The sequence below is a fragment of the Mesorhizobium sp. ORM8.1 genome, assembly GCF_053005525.2.
This window is the reverse complement of sequence record NZ_CM132600.1, coordinates 4,333,458-4,352,739: the sequence shown is the minus strand read 5'-3', so window position 1 is coordinate 4,352,739 and position 19,282 is coordinate 4,333,458. Positions and strand designations below refer to the sequence as shown.

At 64.6% G+C, this 19,282-nt stretch carries 17 protein-coding genes and 2 pseudogenes; 5 read left to right on the top strand and 14 right to left on the bottom strand.

Features of this window, described 5'->3' with window-relative positions; all coding sequences use genetic code 11:
• Window positions 1-134: 134 nt before the first annotated feature.
• Entirely contained in the window at window positions 135-521 is a 387-nt protein-coding gene (locus ACVDG8_RS21855) for an ectoine synthase (RefSeq protein ID WP_447256557.1), read from the bottom strand.
• A 165-nt stretch (window positions 522-686) separates the two neighbouring features.
• Here ACVDG8_RS21855 and ACVDG8_RS21850 point away from each other — a divergent pair, with 165 nt between their 5' ends.
• Window positions 687-1,580 (top strand): LysR substrate-binding domain-containing protein, encoded by an 894-nt coding sequence (locus ACVDG8_RS21850; RefSeq protein WP_447256556.1) that lies wholly within the window; start codon window positions 687-689, stop codon window positions 1,578-1,580.
• 18 nt (window positions 1,581-1,598) lie between these two features.
• Here the strand turns inward: ACVDG8_RS21850 and ACVDG8_RS21845 are convergent, their stop codons facing one another.
• The 3 genes from ACVDG8_RS21845 to ACVDG8_RS21835 form a co-directional block, all read right to left on the bottom strand.
• The gene (locus tag ACVDG8_RS21845; protein ID WP_447256555.1) at window positions 1,599-2,600 is read right to left on the bottom strand and encodes a 4-hydroxyproline epimerase; all 1,002 of its coding nucleotides are present in this window, start codon (window positions 2,598-2,600) and stop codon (window positions 1,599-1,601) included.
• A gap of 16 nt (window positions 2,601-2,616) precedes the next feature.
• Window positions 2,617-3,804: an NAD(P)/FAD-dependent oxidoreductase gene (locus ACVDG8_RS21840; RefSeq protein ID WP_447256554.1), complete on the bottom strand. Its 1,188-nt coding sequence runs from the start codon at window positions 3,802-3,804 to the stop codon at window positions 2,617-2,619.
• A gap of 133 nt (window positions 3,805-3,937) precedes the next feature.
• Window positions 3,938-4,873: a dihydrodipicolinate synthase family protein gene (locus ACVDG8_RS21835; protein ID WP_447256553.1), complete on the bottom strand. Its 936-nt coding sequence runs from the start codon at window positions 4,871-4,873 to the stop codon at window positions 3,938-3,940.
• Between the two features lie 183 nt (window positions 4,874-5,056).
• Between ACVDG8_RS21835 and ACVDG8_RS21830 the strand changes: the two genes are divergently transcribed.
• Window positions 5,057-5,647, top strand: a complete 591-nt coding sequence (locus tag ACVDG8_RS21830) for a GntR family transcriptional regulator (protein WP_455707851.1) — start codon at window positions 5,057-5,059, stop codon at window positions 5,645-5,647.
• Between the two features lie 30 nt (window positions 5,648-5,677).
• Here the strand turns inward: ACVDG8_RS21830 and ACVDG8_RS21825 are convergent, their stop codons facing one another.
• The 3 genes from ACVDG8_RS21825 to ACVDG8_RS21815 form a co-directional block, all read right to left on the bottom strand.
• Window positions 5,678-5,995, bottom strand: coding sequence for a hypothetical protein (locus ACVDG8_RS21825; RefSeq protein WP_447256551.1), 318 nt, complete (start codon window positions 5,993-5,995; stop codon window positions 5,678-5,680).
• A gap of 216 nt (window positions 5,996-6,211) precedes the next feature.
• Entirely contained in the window at window positions 6,212-6,517 is a 306-nt protein-coding gene (locus tag ACVDG8_RS21820) for a hypothetical protein (protein ID WP_447256550.1), read from the bottom strand.
• A 413-nt stretch (window positions 6,518-6,930) separates the two neighbouring features.
• Complete coding sequence (locus ACVDG8_RS21815; protein WP_447256549.1) at window positions 6,931-8,427, bottom strand: CoA-acylating methylmalonate-semialdehyde dehydrogenase; 1,497 nt, start codon at window positions 8,425-8,427, stop codon at window positions 6,931-6,933.
• Window positions 8,428-8,582: 155 nt separating this feature from the next.
• On the opposite strand from ACVDG8_RS21815, the pseudogene ACVDG8_RS21810 reads away from it, so the two are divergent.
• The 3 genes and pseudogenes from ACVDG8_RS21810 (at window position 8,583) to ACVDG8_RS21800 (ending at window position 12,206) form a co-directional block, all read left to right on the top strand.
• Window positions 8,583-9,463, top strand: a pseudogene (locus ACVDG8_RS21810) (LysR family transcriptional regulator).
• Window positions 9,464-9,603: 140 nt separating this feature from the next.
• A complete protein-coding gene (locus ACVDG8_RS21805) occupies window positions 9,604-10,044 on the top strand; it encodes a hypothetical protein (protein WP_447256547.1) in 441 nt (146 codons plus the stop codon).
• The gene (locus tag ACVDG8_RS21800) at window positions 10,041-12,206 is read left to right on the top strand and encodes a phospholipase D-like domain-containing protein (protein ID WP_447256546.1); all 2,166 of its coding nucleotides are present in this window, start codon (window positions 10,041-10,043) and stop codon (window positions 12,204-12,206) included. The genes ACVDG8_RS21805 and ACVDG8_RS21800 overlap by 4 nt, the downstream gene beginning before the upstream one ends.
• Window positions 12,207-12,228: 22 nt before the next feature.
• Here ACVDG8_RS21800 and ACVDG8_RS21795 read toward each other — a convergent pair.
• The 7 genes and pseudogenes from ACVDG8_RS21795 to ACVDG8_RS21765 all read right to left on the bottom strand — a co-directional run bounded on the left by ACVDG8_RS21795 (window position 12,229) and on the right by ACVDG8_RS21765 (window position 19,282).
• Window positions 12,229-13,490, bottom strand: a pseudogene (locus ACVDG8_RS21795) (D-amino acid dehydrogenase).
• A gap of 21 nt (window positions 13,491-13,511) precedes the next feature.
• Entirely contained in the window at window positions 13,512-14,048 is a 537-nt protein-coding gene (locus ACVDG8_RS21790) for a nucleoside-diphosphate kinase (RefSeq protein WP_455707213.1), read from the bottom strand.
• Window positions 14,045-14,458, bottom strand: coding sequence for a nucleoside diphosphate kinase regulator (rnk, locus tag ACVDG8_RS21785; RefSeq protein WP_455707212.1), 414 nt, complete (start codon window positions 14,456-14,458; stop codon window positions 14,045-14,047). The genes ACVDG8_RS21790 and rnk overlap by 4 nt, the downstream gene beginning before the upstream one ends.
• A 272-nt stretch (window positions 14,459-14,730) precedes the next feature.
• On the bottom strand, window positions 14,731-15,882 hold the full coding sequence (gene alr, locus ACVDG8_RS21780) for an alanine racemase (protein ID WP_455707211.1): 1,152 nt from the start codon (window positions 15,880-15,882) through the stop codon (window positions 14,731-14,733).
• Between the two features lie 61 nt (window positions 15,883-15,943).
• On the bottom strand, window positions 15,944-16,459 hold the full coding sequence (locus ACVDG8_RS21775) for an RNA pyrophosphohydrolase (RefSeq protein WP_447256544.1): 516 nt from the start codon (window positions 16,457-16,459) through the stop codon (window positions 15,944-15,946).
• A gap of 48 nt (window positions 16,460-16,507) precedes the next feature.
• Window positions 16,508-17,701, bottom strand: a complete 1,194-nt coding sequence (locus ACVDG8_RS21770) for a divergent polysaccharide deacetylase family protein (RefSeq protein ID WP_447256543.1) — start codon at window positions 17,699-17,701, stop codon at window positions 16,508-16,510.
• Between the two features lie 249 nt (window positions 17,702-17,950).
• Window positions 17,951-19,282: a S41 family peptidase gene (locus tag ACVDG8_RS21765; RefSeq protein WP_447256542.1), complete on the bottom strand. Its 1,332-nt coding sequence runs from the start codon at window positions 19,280-19,282 to the stop codon at window positions 17,951-17,953.

Sequence of the window (19,282 nt, the reverse complement as noted above, 5' to 3'; positions counted from 1 at the left end):
GAGCGAGAGCGCTCCGTTTCGGGCCATCCCTCATTCCGTTAGGTCAAGTTTCTGCCAAGTGTGATGACCATGTGACGCAGGTGCGGCCCAGCCGCGGGCCGCCGCGCGGAAATAGGAAAGCGCTGAATCGAGGTTCAGTAAGCGGAGCCGGCTTCCCCATTGAGACTGTGCTTTTCTGTCCCCTTGAGCGGTGGATTAAAGACACTCACCAGCACCATGTCGCCAGCTCTGTCCGCGCGCAGGAAATGGTCGTCATGAGCATCGAGAACATAGATCGTGCCCGGCTCGATCCGATGGACGGCGCCAGCCATGTCCTCGACTTCGCCGCTACCGGAAATGCAGTAGCAGGCCTCCAGATGCTGGCGGTACTGGAGCCGCGATTCGCTGCCGGCTCGCACCACGGTATGGCAGACCGTGAAGCCCATGCCATCGTGCTGCGTCAGCAGCCGATGGCTGGTGCCGTTGCCCCAATCGACGAAGAAGTCAGTTTTTTCGACATCGGCCAACTGTCTGGTGAACATGATATATCTTCCTTATGGGCTGCGCGGAGAGCCTGGGAGGCTCGAATCGATATGGTTTTTGCCGGCTCGGCGCGATATTCTCCGACCCCGAATGCAAGAGATGTCGTAAGGCGGCGCCGAGTTCAAATGACCGATTTTCGCCTGATAGATTAGAAAATTTGACAGATGGACTATCTACCGCTCAATGCCATCCGGGCTTTCGAGGCCGCCGCTCGCCACCTCAGCTTTTCGGCCGCCGGAGAAGAGCTGCACGTGACCCATCCGGCGATCAGCCATCAGATCAGGCGGCTGGAGGAGTGGCTGGGCGTGTCCCTGTTCCACCGCGACGCCCGCAAGGTTCGCTTGACCGATTCCGGGCTGGCCTTGCAGGCCTCGGCGAACGCGGCACTTTCCGATCTGGCGGCCGCCTGCCGTCGCATCCGCAGGAACGCGGCGGTCGCCTCGCTCTCCGTGGGCTGCATCCCCTCGATAGCCAGCCGGTGGCTGGTGCCGCGGCTGTCGGACTTCACAGCCCGTCACCCCGAGATCGCGATCCGTGTCGCCTATGCGAAAGCCGAGGACCGGCTCGATGACGACGACAACGACATCCTGATCACGCTCGGCGCCGATCCCTCCCCGCGGGCTACAAGCCTAAAACTGTTTTCGCGGGTAAGCCGGCCTGCCTGCAGTCCGCACTATCTGGCGCGCCAGGGCCGGCTGGAGACGCCGGCGCAAATAGCGGCGGCGGATCTGTTGCATGACGAGACGCGCCAGGGCTGGCAGGAGTGGTTCGCGAAGGCCGGGATCGGCAAGAGCGATGTCGGCAACGGCCCGGTCTTTGCCGACTTCAACATCCTGGCGACGGCCGTCATCGCCGGCCACGGCGTCGCCCTTTGCCCGATCGAGGTTTTTCGCGAGGAGTTGCGGCGCGGCGACCTGATTGTGCTTTCCGACATTTCGACCGACGACGACAAGGGCTACTTCCTGACCATGTCGGCGCAGCCTTCAGCGGCCGAGGTCACCTTTGCCGACTGGTTCCGCGATCAGGTATCGACGAAAGCGGAGAAGGCCGGCGCCTGAGCTGCGCCGGCACCCGTATCACGTAACGACAAACCCATGCGCGAACGGATCGCGGTCGTCGATGAAGATCGTGTTCAGCCCGGTCATCCGCGCCCAGCCGCCGATCGAGGGAATGATCGCCGGCTTGCCCGCGACGCTGACCTCTTTTTCGACCCTGCCCCTGAACAGCGAGCCGATGATCGATTCATGCACGAAGCTGTCGCCGGCCTTGAGCTTGCCCTTGGCATGGAGCTGCGCCATCCGCGCCGAGGTGCCGGTGCCGCAAGGCGAGCGGTCGATCGCTTTGTCGCCGTAGAAGACGGCGTTGCGCGCATCGGCCTCGGCGTTTCTCGGCTTGCCGGTCCACAGCATATGCGACAGCCGGTTGATGCCCGGGTTCTCCGGATGGACGAACGAGTATTTCTCGTTGAGGCGCTGCCGCACCACCGGGCTCCAGGCGACGAGGTCGCCCGCCGAATAGTCCGCCATGTCCTGGTAATTCTTCTGCGGCTCGACAATGGCGTAGAAATTGCCGCCATAGGCGACATCGACGCTGATCTCGCCGAGCACCGGGCAATCCACCGTCAGGCCTTCGGCGTAGAGGAAGGATGGCACGTTGGTGATGCGCACCTCCTCGACATATTCGCCGACCTGCCTGTATTCGGCGATGACCAGCCCGGCCGGCGTGTCGAGCCTGAGCACGCCCGGCGTCTTCGGCTTGATCAGTCCGTGCTCGATCGCCATCGTGACCGTGCCGATGGTGCCGTGGCCGCACATCGGCAGGCAGCCCGAGGTCTCGATGAAGAGGATCGCGATGTCACAGTCATCGCGCGTCGGCGGGTAAAGGATCGAGCCCGACATCACGTCATGGCCGCGCGGCTCGAACATCAGACCGGTGCGGATCCAGTCATATTCGGCGAGGAAATGCGCGCGCCGCTCCATCATCGTCGAACCTTGAAGCAGCGGCCCGCCGCCGGCGACCAGCCTGACCGGATTGCCGCAGGTGTGGCCGTCGATACAGAAGAAGGATTTTCTGGCCATGATACTCTCTTGATTTTTAAAAACGCTGCGCGCGGAACGGGGTGAGATCGACCGGCGGAGTCTGCCCGAGAACGAGATCGCGGATCAAGCGGCCGGTTGCCGCCGACTGGGTGAGGCCAAGATGGCCATGGCCGAAGGCGTAAAAAACGTTCGGCGCCCTTGCCCGTCCAATAACCGGCAGCGAGTCCGGTAGCGACGGGCGAAACCCCATCCATTCGCGGCCGCCGGAAGGATCAAGCCCCGGCAGGAATCGCCTGGCCTTCTCGAGCATGGCCTTGGATCGGGCGAAGTTCGGCGGCCGCTCGATGCCACCGAGCTCGACCGCACCGCCAACCCGCAACCCGGTTTCGAGCGGCGTGATGACGAAGCCGTGGCCGGAAAAGATCAGCTGCCGCTTCACGTCGAAGGCCGACACCGGCAGCGTCGTGTTGTAGCCGCGTTCCGTTTCGAGCGGGATGCGATCGCCGAGATTTTTGGCCAGCAGATGCGACCAGGCGCCGGCGGCGATGACGAGCTGTTTCGCCTTGCGCCTAGTGCCATCGGCCAGCACGATCTCTGCGCCACTGGCACCGGCTTCGACACGATCAATCCGCGCATGCTCGAAGCGGGCACCAAGCCGTTCAGCATGGGACCAGATCGCCTTGCCCAGCAACTTCGGATCGGCAACCGTTTTCCAACCCGGCACGAAACTGCCCTTGATGAAGCGCGGCGCCAAGCCAGGCTGGAGTGCTGCCATCTCCTCGCCTTCGACATGCCGGAAACCGATGCCGAAACGCTCGCGTTCCCGCCAGCCGGAAAGCGAGCCCTGGAATTCGGCCTCGCTCTCATAGAGTTCGAGCGAGCCGTCCTCGCGCAGCATCGGCCTTGTGCCGGAGCGCTCAAGCAGGCTCATCCATTCGGCTTCGGCAAGCTTCATCATCCCGACCTGAGCGGCCAGGCTCGTCTCATAATGCTTCGACGCGCCCGCGCGCCAGAAACGGATCAGCCAGGGCGAGAGCCTGGGCAGATAGGCAGGAGGGATGCTGAGCGGTCCGAGCGGATCGGCCAACCATTTCGGCAATTGCCTGAGCATACCCTTATGCGCCAGCGGCAGCACGTCGGAGAAGGCGAAGGCGGCGGCGTTGCCGGAGCTCGTCTCCTCGCAAATGCCGGTGCGGTCGAAAACGGTGACGCGGCGCCCGGCTTCGCTGAGGAATATGGCCACGCAGATGCCGATGATGCCGCCACCGATAATGGCGATGTCTTCCCCCTCCCCCGTTCGCCGGGAGAAGGAGCCCGAAGGGCGGATGAGGGGCGGCGCCCCTCCTCGGAATTTTCCTGCACGTCGGTGCTGTCCCTTATTCGGCTGCCACCAGCTTTTCCGCCGATCGAGGAGACGTCTGGAGCGACGGCAGCTGCGGCCGCACCGCCAGCGCATCCCGGATAATCTTCTCGACGGCCTTGCGGCGCTCGCCCGACAATGGCTGACGCGGCATGCGCACGCGGTCATTGGTATCGATTGCCAGCACTTCAGCAAGCTTGATGTTCTGTACCAGATAGGTCGAGACATCGAGATCGAGCAGCGGCCGGAACCAGCGATAGATCGCCAGCGCCTCCTCGCGGCGGCCTTGCTTCATCAACTGGTAGATCGCCACCGTCTCGCGCGGGAAAGCGGTGACCAGCCCCGCCACCCAGCCGATGGCGCCAACCGACAGCGCCTCGAAGGCGAGGTTGTCGACGCCGGTGAAAAGATCGTAGCGGCTGCCGAAGCGATTGATGATCTCGGTCGAGCGGCGGATGTCGTCGGATGATTCCTTGATGGCGACAAAGCGCTGGTCCGACGCCAGTTCCTCCATCATGTCGATGGTGACGTCGACGCGGTAGGCAAGCCGGTTCGAGTAGATCATGATCGGCAGGTCGCCGGCTTCCGCCACGGCGCGCAGCGCCGCGACCGTTTCTTCCGGGTTGGTGTGATAGATCGGACTTGGCACCACCATCAGCCCATCGGCGCCTTCCTTGGCGGCGCGCCGCGCGATGCTCGCCGCCTCGCGCGTTCCGGGCTCGTTGACCGTCAGCAGCACCGGCTTCTTGCCGGCGACTTTCTGCGCGGTCTTCAGCACCTCGATCTTCTCGTCGGGCGACAGCATCGGCCCCTCGCCCAGCGAGCCGCAGACGACGATGCCGTCGCAGCCGGCCTCCATCTGCAGCGCATGGCAGCGCTCCATCTCGGCATGATCGAGGCGGTCGTCGGCCGTAAACTTAGTCGTGACGGCGGGGAAAACTCCGGTCCACATGGCTATCTCTCCGATTGATATATCAGCCGTATATCTATTAAGAGCTGGCTCGTCAACACTGAATCCGCTATGATATATGAAAAATATATCAGGAGCCTGTCATTGATCTCCCCGCTGATATCCGTCGAGGCGAATGCGACCTTCGAGCCCGCCGCGAGCAAGGCCTACCGCGCGCTCGAGCATATGATCGTCACGCTCGAACTGGCGCCCTCGAGCTTCGTCACCGAAGGCGCGCTGATCGACAAGCTTGGCCTCGGCCGCACGCCGGTGCGCGAGGCGATCCAGCGGCTCGCCTGGGAAGGCCTGCTCGATGTGCGGCCGCGCGCCGGCATCGCGGTCGCGCCGCTTCATGCCGGCGACTGGCTGCGGGTGCTGGACGCCAGGCGCGGCATCGAGGTTGTGCTGGCGCGCTCGGCCGCCCGCTTCGTCACCCGCGAGGCCGCCGACATGTTTCACGAGGCAGCGCTAGCGATGCAAAAGGCGGTGATCGCCGGTAACGTGCTTGCCTTCATCCAGGCCGACAAGGCGCTTGACGAGGCGCTCGCGATTGCCGCCGACAATCCGTTCGCGGCGCGCGTGGCGGCGCCCCTTCAGAGCCACAGCCGTCGCTTCTGGTTTCGCTACAAGGCCGACACGGGCCTGGCCGAGTCAGCCGAACATCACGTCGCGCTCATTCGTTCCATCCTCGACGGCGACGAGGAAGCCGCCGCTAAGGACGCCAAGAAATTGATGGCGCTGCTGCGCGGTCATGCCGAGGTCGCCGCGACGCGTTGAGCAGAGCGGTTCGCACCTGCCCGAGGCGTTTCAGCCGCCCGGCTGCCCGACCGCGGTGGCCCGCGTATCTTCCCATCCGTCGCCCGCCGCCAGGATGCAGCTCTGGCCTTTGACGTCGGTCATCAGGATGGTCCAGGTCCCGCCTGGCGAGACGAACACCTCGAAGATAGCGACTTCTCCGGCCACGCCGTAGCCAAGCCGCTTCTCCTCGAATGCCGCTGCCAGCCTCGCGACCAGGTAGTCATGGCCGCCGCAGATCACTTGCGCCCGCGCGGGGAGGACCGACAGTGCGATCACGGCGCCGACCGCCACCAACTTGATCCATCGAAACGAAAAATTGCGTGCCATGGGGGGCACCTCCTTCGCCTTCGCATTCCGGCAAGGAGGCACATTCGGCCGCCTCAGTGTGCCGGAAGGCTCCAGGCCGGATTCGACGTCTTCATCACGTCACTCCTTCTGGTTTCCGGTCTGTTCCAGGGAGATCATGACTCCTGGATTCGATATGGTGAAGCTTCGCCCCCTAAACAAGCGGGTGCCTGCGACGGTGGCGCTTCGCCGGCCTGTTCAGGCGCCCGGCATGGCTGCCGTGATCGAATGGCTGTCCCAGCCTTCGCCGGCGGACAGAATGCAGCTTTGTCCCTTGGTGTCAGAAGCAAGGACCGTCCAACTGCCCTGGTCGGAGACAAAGATCTCGAGCACGACGTTCGGATTGATCAGCCCGCGCCCCGCTTCGGTTTCGTGGAACTTGTCGCCGAGCGCCTTGATCACGTCGGTACGTGGGGCGCATTGCGCCGCCGCATTTGCCTGCGCGGCAGCGCAAGGTACCGCAACCGCAGCAAAGAGCACTGTCGCCATAAGATGTCGTGTCATCTGACACCTCCTCGCGCCAGACGAGAACCCCGGCTGCACCGGCGCTATTCGATTGGCCTGCGATCTTCGCAGGAATAAAGGCTAAGACGGATGGTGGGCTGTTGGTTCCATCACACAGCGATGGAATTATTAGAATGCGCAGATGCTCTCTGAGCGTGCTGCGCCAGGAATCATATTCCTATAGTTGCACTGCGCGACGCTGCGAACCCGCAAAGCGACAAGTTTGATCGCCGCGGCGTTTCTCCGCGCCCATAAAAAGAAAGCGCGGTCCGCACCGCGCTTTCTCGATGGCTCTCGGAGAACCATCGGGCTAGCTCATCGTCGGAATGACGAACTCGGCGCCATCCTTGACGCCTGCCCGCGCGCCCGCAGCCACGAAGTGGCGAGGACGCGCAAACAGGAGACCGGCCGGCTCAGTTCATCGTCGGGATGACGAACTCCGCGCCGTCCTTGATGCCGGACGGCCAGCGCGAGGTGACCGTCTTGGTCTTGGTGTAGAAGCGGAACGCATCCGGGCCGTGCTGGTTGAGATCGCCGAAGGACGACGCCTTCCAGCCGCCGAAAGTGTAGTAGGCGATCGGCACCGGGATCGGCACGTTGATGCCGACCATGCCGACCTGGACACGGGAAGCGAAGTCGCGCGCGGCGTCGCCGTCGCGGGTGAAGATGGCAACGCCGTTGCCCATCTCATGGTCGTTGGCGAGCTTGATCGCGTCCTCGTAACGCGGCGCGCGCACCACCGAGAGCACCGGCCCAAAAATCTCTTCCTTGTAGATGCGCATGTCGGCCGTGACGTTGTCGAACAGGCAGCCGCCCATATAATAGCCGTCCTCATAGCCCTGCATCTTGAAGCCGCGGCCATCGACGACGAGCTTGGCGCCTTCCTTGACGCCGGTGTCGACATAGCCCTTGACCCGCTCCAATGCCTGCGCCGTCACCAGCGGGCCGAAATCGGCGGCGGAATCGGTCGACGGACCGACCTTGAGGCTCTCGACGCGCGGGATAAGCTTTTCCATCAGCCGGTTGGCGGTGTCGTTGCCGACCGGAACGGCAACCGAGATCGCCATGCAGCGCTCGCCCGCCGAGCCGTAGCCGGCGCCGATGAGGGCATCGACCGTCTGGTCCATGTCGGCGTCAGGCATGATGATCATGTGGTTCTTGGCGCCGCCGAAGCACTGCACGCGCTTGCCGGCCGCGGTGCCGCGCGAATAGATGTAATGCGCGATCGGCGTCGAGCCGACGAAGCCGATGGCCTTGATGTCGGGATCGTCGAGGATGGCGTCGACCACGTCCTTGTCGCCGTTGACGACGTTGAGGATACCGGCCGGCAGGCCAGCCTCGAGGAACAGTTCGGCAATGCGGATCGGCACGCCCGGGTCGCGCTCGGACGGCTTCAGGATGAAGGCATTGCCGCAGGCGATCGCCGGGGCGATCTTCCAAAGCGGGATCATTGCCGGAAAGTTGAACGGGGTGATGCCGGCGACGACGCCGAGCGGCTGGCGCATCGAATAGACGTCGATACCCGGGCCGGCGCCGTCGGTGAACTCGCCCTTCATCATATGCGGCGCGCCGATGCAGACTTCGACCACTTCGAGGCCGCGCTGGATGTCGCCCTTGGCGTCGGCGATGGTCTTGCCGTGCTCGCGCGCCAGGATGTCAGCCAGTTCGTCATAGTCGCGGGCGACCAGTTCGAGGAATTTCATCAGCACGCGCACGCGGCGCTGCGGGTTGGTGGCGGCCCATTTCGGCTGCGCCGCCTTGGCGTTTTCGACCGCCGCGCGCAGTTCCGCCTGCGAGGCCAGAGCCACCGTGCCTCGCACGGAGCCGTCCATCGGCTGCATCACATCCTGCTTGCGGCCGCTGGTGCCGGCGACACGCTTGCCGCCGATGAAATGACCGTATTCGATCATGGTTTCTCTCCCTGTTCTGGTGATGGCGCATTGTCCGCCTTTGCCGCGCCGAAGGCAACGCGAGCGAGAACGCAACCGTTGTGCGAAAAATAGACAACGAGAACCATCTGTGCATTAATTGTCGCAAATGATCGATCGCTGAAGGGCCCGTTCCCATGAACTGGGATGACGTCCGCATCTTCCTCGCCGTGGCGCGTGCCGGGCAGATTCTGGCGCGGCAAAACGCCTGGAGCTGAACCATGCCACCGTCTCGCGCCGCATCGCCGCGCTTGAGGAGGCGTTGCGCACGAAACTCTTCCGTCGCCTGACCACAGGCAGCGAACTGACGCCGGCCGGCGAGCGCTTCCTCGACATCGCCGAGCGCATGGAAGGCGACATGATCGCCGCGCGCTCGACCATATCGGGCGAAGGCGACGATGTTTCCGGCACGGTGCGCATCGGCGCGCCTGACGGTTTTGGCGTTGCGTTCCTGGCCAAACGGCTGGGCGAACTGACGGCGCTGCATCGCGAGCTCACCATCCAGCTGGTGCCGGTACCGCGCTCCTTCTCCTTGTCCAGGCGCGAAGCCGATATTGCCATCACCGTCGAGCGGCCGACGGAGGGGCGGCTGGTGGCCGGCAAGCTGGTCGACTACACGCTTGGCCTGTTTGCGTCCCGCGCCTATGTCGAAGCCAACGGCTTGCCGAAAACGCCGGCCGAGCTCGGCCGCCACACGCTGATCGGTTATGTGCCGGACCTGATCGTCAGCCCATCGCTCGACTATGCCGCCGAATTCAGCCCGGATTGGCGCACCAGCTTCGCCATATCCTCGGCGCTCGGCCAGGCCGAAGCGGTTCGCTCGGGCGCCGGCATCGGCATCCTGCACACGTTCGTCGCCCGCTCGATGCCGGAGCTGGTGCCAGTCGACATCGTCGCGCCGATACGCCGCGCCTACTGGCTGGTCTATCACGAATCGGTGCGGCCGCTGCGCCGCGTCCAGATCGTCGCCAGCTTCATCACCAGGGCGGTGGAGCGGGAACGACACCTCTTCCTATAGGGTGCGCCGGCGCGGCAATAACACGGCTAAGCAACAGCCGCCGCCTTTTCCTTGCCATAAAACCGGCCAGTGTGGCATCAGGCTTGGCGCCCGTTAGCCAAGGGGTGGGGAAATCTTTCGGAAAGCTGGCGCGGATAGAGATGCGAGCCGTACTTGCCATTCTGCCGCTGCTTTTATTGTCCGACTGCGCCAACCCTTGGACCAAGGTGCCGGAATCAGAATTGCCGAAGCCGATCCGCTATGCGATGTCGCGGCCCTCGCCTTTCGTGATTGGCAATTATTGCGGACCGGGCACCCGCACCGGCGATCTGTCGGCAAAGCCGGTCAACCGGCTCGACGCCGCATGCCAGGTCCACGACGCCTGCTACATCGCCCGCCGCAACCACTGCGATTGCGACGGCGCACTGGTCGCCTCGGCGCGAAAAATCCGCGACGACAGGACGGCGCCGATGGGGATGCGCGATGAGGCGGAGCTGCTTATCGCCACTTTTGCATTCCCGGTCTGCAAGATCTTCCCACAGGGCTTCATGCCGCCACGCGATCCGGCCCAGCTCAAGGCCATGAACGGGGCGACCGGATGAGCCTGAGATCCGCCGCGACACGGTTCCTGCTCGGCTTGGCGCTGACGGTGCTGGCCGGCTGCGCCGGCATGCCGGGACATTCGGCTTGCGGCTTTTTCCCACACGACGACGGCTGCAGCCGTCCACCGATCTCGGCGGACAGCACCGGCGTACAAATCGCCACAGCACGTTATTTCGCCGGTGGTGGCGACGGCGCCTACGAAAAACAATTCCAGGCGCTGCTTGCCCAGAGCCGTATCGACGCGCTCGACCGCACCAACGGCACCGGCCGCTTCGGCCGCGACTGGCGCGATGTCTATAACAGCGGCTTTCACGCGACCTACCCGGCGCTGCAGCAGCTGGCGAAACCACTCGATAAAACCGAAGTGACACCGGCGACCGGCAAGCCCGGCGAAGGCCATTTCGGCGAGCGCTGGCGCATGTCGCGACAGACGCTTTATCTCGATGCCAGCGCGCGACCGCTCGAAGCCAAGACGTTCAGCTTTTCCGGGCTGGAGGCGCGTTCGGTCGAAATCGTGCTGCGCCAGGCAGGACAGCAGCCCGTCGAGATCGCCGGCGCCTGCAACGGGCCACTCGCGATCCGCGCAGCAGGCGGGTCCAGCACCATCGCCAAGGACGCGGCTTTCCATCTCAGCCTGCCCGCCAGCGAAACATCCGTCAGCCTGTTTCCGGACGAAGCGCTGACCCGCTGCGATCTCAGCATCACCTCACGCCTGGCGCCGGCCGGCACGCCGCTGACGCTGCTGCGCGAAGAAGCCGCCGACCCGTGGATCGCGGCACTGGACAGCCGCTACGACCGCTGCCCGGTGCCCGATCCAACCGGGCTGGACGAGCTCGCCCGCGTCTTTTACGCCAGCCGCTGGCTGTCGCAGACCTGCGCGCTGCCGCTTGGGCACCCAACGCTGTTGCGCAAATCGCGCGACGGCTTCAACGCCAAGGTCGAGGCGCTGCTCGGCAGGACGTTGCCCGACAGCGCCATCGACAAGGCCGATCCCGGATTGCCGCTCGATTTCTCCAACGCCCCGAAGCTCAAGCTGATCTATCTGTCGTCGCTGGAATTCAAGGCGGATTTCTCCGGCCGCATCATGGAGCGGCTGATCCGCCATCACGCGGCCCTGGGCACCAAGGTGCGCATCCTGGTGACCGACGTGCTGGAGCGCGAGAAGGACGACGCCATGCTGCACAGGCTGGCGGCCGAATTCCCCAATGTCGAGTTGCAGGAATATCGCTGGCAGGCCGACCACGGCGCGCCGTTCGACGAGCAGATCTCACAGTTGCACAAGACCCATCACATCAAGATGCTGGCGACGCTGGCCGAAGATCCCGGACGCTCGCGCGTCATCATCGGCGGCCGCAACATCCATGACGGCTTCCTCTTTCATAAGCCGGTCGACCTGACCCGCTATCCGGATCTCGAGCAATACGGCAAGACCGACGGCTTCTCCTTGAACTACTATTCCAACTGGAGCGACTTCGACATAGAGATCGCCGATCAGGCGACGGTCGAAACCTTGGCCGCGCATCTGTCGACCATCTGGCTCCGCGACGCCGACACCAATTTGTCGCGGCCATTCTCAATTCCCGTACGGTCGGGCGGTCATCTCCCGCAAGGCGGGGCCCGGCATTTCGTTTCCGTGCCTTACGAGGACGGGCACGCGCTGGAGAATTACTTCGTCGAGCTGATCGACACTGCCAAGCATCACATCCAGATCGTCAATCCCTATCTCAACCTGACGCCGCCCATCGCCCGGGCGGTCGACCGCGCTTTGGCGCGTGGTGTGAAGATCGACGTCGTCGGCCGCATCGATCTCAAGGGCGATATCGGCGGCCGGTTCCTCACCGCGCTCAACAAGCTGTTCGTCGAGAAATACGGCGATCGTATCAACATCCGCGAGTTCAAGGCGCCGGATGTCGTGCTGCATGCCAAGATCATGATGATCGACGAAAGGCTTGTCGCCATCTCCTCGGTCAACCTCAACAACCGCAGCTTCTTCCACGACAGCGAAAACGGCATGGTCGTGCTCGACCCGGCCTTCTATCGCCGCATGAAGCCGATCTATGACGACTATGTCGCCCATTCGCAGCCCGTCGCCACCAATGTGAGCATCGGCTGGGTCTACCGCCTGCTGTTCAGCGACGCCTGGATCCGCGAGGCGTTTTGAAAACCGCCGCCCGGTAACGCCATCAAATTGGTTTGAGATACCGGTCCGGGCTCAGATCGCGCGCATTGACCTCCGGCACCCGGTTGGAAACGATGTCGGCAAGCACCTTTGCCGAGCCGCAGGCCATCGTCCAGCCAAGCGTGCCATGGCCGGTGTTGAGATAGAGATTGGAAAGCTCGCTCTGGCCAATCAGCGGCGGTCCGTCCGGCGTCATGGGCCGCAAGCCGCACCAGAAGGTCGCCGTCTTGAGGTCGCCGCCACCGGGGAACAGATCGCCGACCGAATGCTCCAGCGTGCGGCGGCGCGATTCATGCAAGCGAAGGTCGTAGCCGGAAATTTCGGCCGTGCCGCCGACCCGGATGCGGTCGCCGAGCCTGGTGATCGCCACCTTGTAGGTCTCGTCCATGACCGTCGAAACCGGCGCCGCCCCGGCCTCGGTGATCGGCACGGTGATCGAATAGCCTTTGACCGGATAGACCGGGATCGGCCGCTTCATCTTGCGCATGAACTGCGGCGAATAGCTGCCCAACGCCATCACATAGGCTTCCGCCGTCCGCGCCCCTTGTCGGTCAGCACGTGGCTGACACGGTTGCGATCCCTGACGACGCGCCGGATAGTCCTGCCGTAATCGAAGGTCACGCCGCGCGCCACGCAAAGCTCGGCCAGCCGGTCGGTGAACATCTTGCAGTCGCCGGTCTCGTCGCCGGGCAGTCTCAGGCCCCCGACGAATTTCTCGCGCACGGCCGCCAGCGCAGGCTCGGCTCCGATGCAGCCGTCGCGATCCAGCAGCTCGTAAGGCACGCCGTATTTTTTCAGCACTTCGACATCGCCGCCGGTGCCGTCGAGCTGCTTCTGTTTGCGGAAAAGCTGCAGCGTGCCCTGGGTCCGTTCGTCATAAGCGATGCCGGTTGTCGCGCGCAGCGCCTTCAGCGTGTCACGGCTGTATTCGGCCAACGGCACCATGCGCGACTTGTTGAGCGCATAGCGTTCCGCCGTGCAGTTGCGCAGCATCTTGAGGAGCCACGTCCACATATGCGGGTCGAAGGCCGGCCGCACCACCAGCGGGCCGTACTTCATCAGCAGCCATTTCACCGCTTTTGTCGGGATGCCGGGGCCGGCCCAGGGCGAGGCGTAGCCGGGCGACACTTCGCCGGCATTGGCGAAGCTGGTCTCCAGCGCCGGTCCCTGCTGGCGATCGAGGACGGTGACCTCGTGACCGGCCTCGGCCAGGAAATAGGCCGTGGTGACACCGATCACGCCGCCGCCCAGCACGATGACTTTCATTCTATGCTCCTCAAAGACCGATCATGCCGCCGAAGGGCCTGGATCGTCCCCTTCTGTCTGCCGGATTTTGCCGCGCCCGCCAAGGGGCCAGTCACCGGTGGGCGCGCTATGGACCAGCGTGAGGACGTGGCGAGATCGTTCGGCGGCGCGATCCTGCGCCGCTCGCAGCGCGGCCTCTGGCTGATAGGCCACATCCTCGAGAAGGACCTCCTCGGCAGGGCCATCGGGCCGCTCGGCCAACGCCGACTGGCCCACTCTCATGCCAAGCAGGCAGAGGCCGCGCCACGTGGCGACCGGCAGGCCGGAGCCGACGGGAGCCGATGTTTCGGCCTGTAGCAGCGTGCGTGTCTGCGATGACCCGCCGCCGGCTCGGAAAGTCACCCGGCTGTTGAGCGTGGCAAGGTCGGACTCGACAGACCCCGTCGCAATGACACGGCTTTCGGCGAGCTTGCGTTCGAGCATCGGCGCTATCGGATCGGCAAACGCGCGACGGCGCATCAGCATCGCCTCGATCACCGCGAAGTCCTTGGCCGTCAGGCGGTAGACGGTCCTGGTCATGGCGCCCTCCGCGATGGCTCGACAGCGCTGATCGTTGCCGAGAGAACCCGGCTGTCGCGGCTGCGCCAGCAGACGGTGCGCCCGGTCCGCGCGCCGATCAGCGCGGTTCCAAGCGGCGTCAGCACCGATATGCGCCTTTCGGCGATGTCGGCCTCCGCCGGATAGACCAGCGTCACCGTCTGAACGCTTCCCTCCGGGTCCTGAAGTGTCACCGTCGAGCCCATCCGCACCACGTCGGCCGGCATTGCCGCCTCGGTGGCGACCCTGGCGCGATCCATCTCGGCAAGCAGGCCCTCGGCCATATCGGGCACGCGGTCGAGAAAGGCCCTGGCGAGACTGGTCAGCCGGTCGTGATCCGCCGCGCTGACAAGGATGGTGTTTCGGGGACGCGATTGCGTTGCTGCATGCATGGCCTACCTCATGTGCCGGCGCATCGGCGAAGCGAATGCGCGCAAGCCGCCACGTCGAAGGCGGCGAACAAAGCCGGGCCGCAAAGGCCGCCGGCTCGATGAAAATGTCTGGAATCAGAAGCCCCGGTTTACGCGGCCGCCGGCATTGGCGGCACGCCGGGGCTACGCTCCCGCGATGGGGCAAACCCTGAAGCAGGTTTTAATATAAGCGAGGTTGCTCATGTCGCGAACCTTGCCGAGAAGCCCCGGCTTGTCAAGCAAAGGCGGCTGTATCAACCGCCGATGTAACGGCGGTGAAAGCGCGCACCCAGGCTGGTCAATATCTCATAGCCGATCGTGCCGGCGTGACCTGCCGCGTCGTCGAGGCTCTGCGAGGGACCGATCAGCTCGACGAGATCGCCCTCACTCAATGTGCCGGCAGGAAGCGCCGAGATGTCGAGGATGATCGAATCCATCGACACGCGGCCGACGAAGGGCAGCCGCACCCCGTCGAACCAGGCGGCCGACGCGGCGCGTCGGTGCCAGCCGTCGCCATAACCGAATGAGATGGTTCCGAGCCGCAGCGGACCCTGCGCATGCAGCGTATGCCCGTAACCGATGCCGGCGCCTTTTTCGACCGCGCGCGTCTGCGCGACCTTGGCCTGAATTTGTATGACCGGCAGCATCGGATTGGGTTCGTGCGGCGTCGGGTTGACGCCATAGAGCGCCGCGCCCGGCCGGGCGAGATCGTAATGGTAGGCCGGTCCGAGAAAGATGGCCGACGAATTGGCAAGCGAGGCCGGCGCCGGCGGCAAAAGCTTGCGCAGCCGCTCGAATTCGAGCCGTTGCGCCTCGTTGGCTGTCTCATGCGGCTCGTCGGCGCGCGCGAGATGGCTGATCACGAAGCGGATGTCGATGCCCTCGAAAGCGCCGGCCTCACCCGCAACCGCCTCGACGTCCGCCGCCGACATGCCGAGCCGCGCCATGCCGCTGTCGACCTGGATGGCGGCCGGCAGGCTGCGGCCAACGGCTTGCGCGGTCTTGCGCCATGCCTTCAGTTGCAGGGCGCTGTTGATGAGCGGGAAAAGCCCGGCCGCCGCCGTATCCGCCTCGGAGCCGGGAGGCAGCCCGTTCAGCACAAAGATGTCGGGACCGGGCCCGATCGCCTTGCGCAGCGCCAAGCCTTCGCCGAGCAGAGCGACGAAGAAGATGTCGCAACCTTCCTGCATCAACGCCGATGCCACCGGTAGGGCGCCGAGGCCGTAGCCATTGGCCTTGAGCACACCGGCGCAGCGGACGCCGGCAAGCCGCGCCTTCAGCCGCCGGTAGTTTTCGCGGATGGCGCCAAGATCGATGGTCAGGATCGCGCCGGCGACGGTCTCGCTCACCGGCTGGCTGCCGGCCCCGTGACAGTCCCGGAGATCGGGCCTGGTGTCGTCGTTCATGGCGACCCCCGTTCAATCAGCCATCAATACGGCGCTGGCGCCCGCACGGCAACGGCAGGTTTTAGCCTGCCAGATGCCGGAAAGCCGCCACGACCTGCTCGTAGACCTTGCGCTTGAATGGAACGACCAGCTCGGGCAGGTCCTGCATCGGTCGCCACGCCCATTGGTCGAATTCGGCCGTGTGGCCGCCGGGCGGCGGATTGATCTGGATTTCGCTTTCCTCGCCCTCGAACCGGTAGGCGAACCATTTCTGCGTCTGGCCGCGATAGCGGCCCTTGAACGCGATGCCGACCAGGTGCGGCGGCAGATCATAGTTGATCCAGTGCGGTGCTTCGGCAAGCAGCGAGACGCTGCGCATGCCGGTTTCCTCGTAAAGCTCCCGCCCGGCGGCCTCGATCGGCTCTTCGCCCTTGTCGATTCCGCCTTGCGGCATCTGCCAGAGTTTCGTGGTGCCGGCAAACTCGCTGTCCGGTTCAGCGATACGATGCCCGACCCAGACGAGGCCGGCTTTGTTGAGGATCATCAGCCCGACGCAGGGGCGGTAGGGCAGCGTTTCGGGATCAATCTTTTTTGTCATCGGTCAGGTCAAGCCGTTTTCGAGTGTTCGCCAGGGAGGCAAATAGCGCTAGCGTTTTTGCGGATCGATGGCGACAGCGGAAATCGGCACAATTTCGATGCCGCGCTTCTTCGCCTCGGCGGTCCAGGAGGTCACCGTGTCGACGGTCAGGTCGAAGGCCGAGCCGATGCCGACCGCCGTGCCCTTAGCGCGCGCCGTCGCCTCGAGGCTGTCGAGCTTCTTCAGGATCTCGCCGCGGTCCTGCGCGGCGTCGATCACCGTGTCGCCGGCCACGAACGGCACGCCGTCCTTCAGCGCCAGGTCGGGCGCCACGCTGCGTGCGGACGAGCCGTCGTCGATATAGGCGAGCCCGCGCTTGCCGAGCTCGGCCATGAACGGCGCCATTGCCGTGGCGTCGGCCGAGAAGCGCGCGCCCATATAGTTCATGACGCCGGTGTAGTTGGTCGTCCGTGACAATGCCCAGTGCAGGCTCTTCAGGTTTTCGTCCGGGCTGGCGGCAACGGTCAGCGTGTTGCGGCCGGGATTGACGTTCGGATAGTCGAACGGCTCGAGCGGCACCTGCATGATGACCTCATGCCCGCCCTGCCTGGCCGCCTGCATCCAGCGGCCGATGCTGTTGCCTTGCGGCGCAAAGGCCAGCGTCACTTCGGCCGGCAGCTTGGCGATCGCGGCTTGCGTACCGGTCTGCGAGACGGCGAGCCCGCCAATGACGATCGCCACGCGCGCGCCGCGCGCGCCGGACCAGGGCCGAGCATAGACGTCGAACGGCCGCCGGCCGTCGACGCCGCGCATCGGCAACGGGCCGGTATCGCTGGCTTCGATCAAAGCCTTGTCCGGGATGTGCGCGACCTTCAGGTTCTGACCCAGCGTCGACGGGTCACGGATGACGATCGCCGCTTTCGGCGGCCCGTCGCCCTCTTCGGTCTGGACGTGGATGATCTGCGGGCCGCTGCTCTTCATCGGCGTTCCGGCCGGTGGCGGCGTCGCCGCCACTGGGGCTGGCGCGGGCGCCGCCGCCATCGGCGCGGGAGCCGCGGTGACGACCTTCGGCGTCGAGACCGCCACGTCTTCCGGTTTGCGGAACGGTTTTTCGCGAAAGGCAATCGCGCCGGAAATACCGATCACGCCAAGCACGGCAACGGCCGCGGCAAGCGTGGTGCCACTGATGCCGCGCGAAGCCGGCCGCTTGGGCTGGAGCTTCTGTCCAAGCGGGCGTTCGATGTCCTTGCCGGTGTCAGCCAACCCGCATCCCCAGGCCCATGATCCAGTCAGACGTCACGGGCAATCCAGAACCCTTGAGCATGATGCCGAAAAGTGTGAAGCGGTTTCGGACGACATCATGCTCCATCTTTTTGATTTGGAACCGGATGATTTCATCCGGCTCCAGGGCCTGGCCGACGCCTGTCCCCGAATCAAACTGCCGGAACCTCACGGTCCCGGCAGCATTGCATTGCTTCGCTCAGCCGGCCAGAGGTCCGGCCAAACCGCCAATTACTGGTTCAGCACGGCCTTGTCCGGGTTCGGCGGGAACGCCGGATCGGTCTTTTGGCCACGCAGCAGCTGTTCGGCGTAGATCAGCTGCAGATCGTCCTTGGGATCCGGCGGCACATAGGCAGCCGAGCCTGAACCAGTCGAACTCTCGTCGGCGCCCTTGATGTGGCCCTTGAGGTCGGACTCGCCGCGCGTCAGGTCGCGGCCCTGCAGGTCCGGCGGCAGCGGCTGGTCGACCTTGATGTCGGGCGTGATGCCCTTGCCCTGGATCGACTTGCCGGACGGCGTGTAATAGAGCGCCGTCGTCAGCCTGAGCGCGCCATTCTCGCCAAGCGGGATGATGGTCTGCACCGAGCCCTTGCCGAAGGACTGCGTGCCGACCACGGTGACGCGGCGCAGATCCTGCAGCGCGCCGGCGACGATTTCCGAAGCGCTGGCCGAGCCGCCATTGATGAGCACGACGATCGGCTTGCCGTTGACATCGTCGACCTGCTTCGGCTTGGCGTCGAAGCGGGTGACGTCCTTCGGGTCGCGGCCACGCGTCGAGACGATCTCGCCGCGCTTCAGGAAGGCATCGGAAACGCTCACCGCCTGGTCGAGCAGGCCGCCCGGATTGAGGCGCAGGTCGAGCACATAGCCCTTCAGCTTGTCGTTCGGCACCTGCTTCTTGATGGTCTCGATGGCGTTTTCGAGATCGTCATAGGTCTTTTCGGTGAAGGAGGTGATCTTCATGTAGCCGATGTCGTTCTCGACCCGGAACTTGACCGCCTTGACCTTGATGATGTCACGCACCACCGTGATCTCGAGCGGCTTGTCGGCGCCTTGGCGCAGGATGGTGAGCTTGATCGGCGTGTTGACCGGTCCGCGCATCTTCTCGACCGCGTCGTTCAAGGTCAGGCCGCGCACCTCTTCACCGTCGATCTTGGCGATATAGTCGCCCGACAGCACACCCGCCTTGGAGGCCGGCGTATCGTCGATCGGGGTGATCACCTTGACCAGGTCGTTTTCCATGGTGACCTCGATGCCGAGGCCGCCGAACTCGCCCTTGGTCTGCACGCGCATGTCCTGCGCCTGTTCGGCGTTCATGTAGGACGAGTGCGGATCGAGCGAGGCGAGCATGCCGTTGATGGCGTTCTCGACCAGCGACTTATCGTCGGGCGGCGTCACATATTGCGCGCGCACGCGCTCGAAGATATCGCCGAAGATAGCCAGTTGCTTGTAGGTCTCGGACCCCGCAGCGTTCGCCGCCGAGCCGGGCGCGCCGTAGACCAGGCTCATTGCCGATGCGCCCATCAGCGCGCCGGCAAACAGAAGCGACAGTTTCCGCATCAT

What these genes read in the sequence shown, in the direction of transcription:
- ACVDG8_RS21855 (WP_447256557.1), bottom strand. Translation starts at nt 521, where the DNA reads ATGTTCACCAGACAGTTGGCCGATGTCGAAAAAACTGACTTCTTCGTC.
- ACVDG8_RS21850 (WP_447256556.1), top strand. Translation starts at nt 687, where the DNA reads ATGGACTATCTACCGCTCAATGCCATCCGGGCTTTCGAGGCCGCCGCT.
- ACVDG8_RS21845 (WP_447256555.1), bottom strand. Translation starts at nt 2,600, where the DNA reads ATGGCCAGAAAATCCTTCTTCTGTATCGACGGCCACACCTGCGGCAAT.
- ACVDG8_RS21835 (WP_447256553.1), bottom strand. Translation starts at nt 4,873, where the DNA reads ATGTGGACCGGAGTTTTCCCCGCCGTCACGACTAAGTTTACGGCCGAC.
- ACVDG8_RS21830 (WP_455707851.1), top strand. Translation starts at nt 5,057, where the DNA reads ATGATCGTCACGCTCGAACTGGCGCCCTCGAGCTTCGTCACCGAAGGC.
- ACVDG8_RS21825 (WP_447256551.1), bottom strand. Translation starts at nt 5,995, where the DNA reads ATGGCACGCAATTTTTCGTTTCGATGGATCAAGTTGGTGGCGGTCGGC.
- ACVDG8_RS21820 (WP_447256550.1), bottom strand. Translation starts at nt 6,517, where the DNA reads ATGACACGACATCTTATGGCGACAGTGCTCTTTGCTGCGGTTGCGGTA.
- ACVDG8_RS21815 (WP_447256549.1), bottom strand. Translation starts at nt 8,427, where the DNA reads ATGATCGAATACGGTCATTTCATCGGCGGCAAGCGTGTCGCCGGCACC.
- ACVDG8_RS21805 (WP_447256547.1), top strand. Translation starts at nt 9,604, where the DNA reads ATGCGAGCCGTACTTGCCATTCTGCCGCTGCTTTTATTGTCCGACTGC.
- ACVDG8_RS21800 (WP_447256546.1), top strand. Translation starts at nt 10,041, where the DNA reads ATGAGCCTGAGATCCGCCGCGACACGGTTCCTGCTCGGCTTGGCGCTG.
- ACVDG8_RS21790 (WP_455707213.1), bottom strand. Translation starts at nt 14,048, where the DNA reads ATGACCAGGACCGTCTACCGCCTGACGGCCAAGGACTTCGCGGTGATC.
- rnk (WP_455707212.1), bottom strand. Translation starts at nt 14,458, where the DNA reads ATGCATGCAGCAACGCAATCGCGTCCCCGAAACACCATCCTTGTCAGC.
- alr (WP_455707211.1), bottom strand. Translation starts at nt 15,882, where the DNA reads ATGAACGACGACACCAGGCCCGATCTCCGGGACTGTCACGGGGCCGGC.
- ACVDG8_RS21775 (WP_447256544.1), bottom strand. Translation starts at nt 16,459, where the DNA reads ATGACAAAAAAGATTGATCCCGAAACGCTGCCCTACCGCCCCTGCGTC.
- ACVDG8_RS21765 (WP_447256542.1), bottom strand. Translation starts at nt 19,282, where the DNA reads ATGATGCGGAAACTGTCGCTTCTGTTTGCCGGCGCGCTGATGGGCGCA.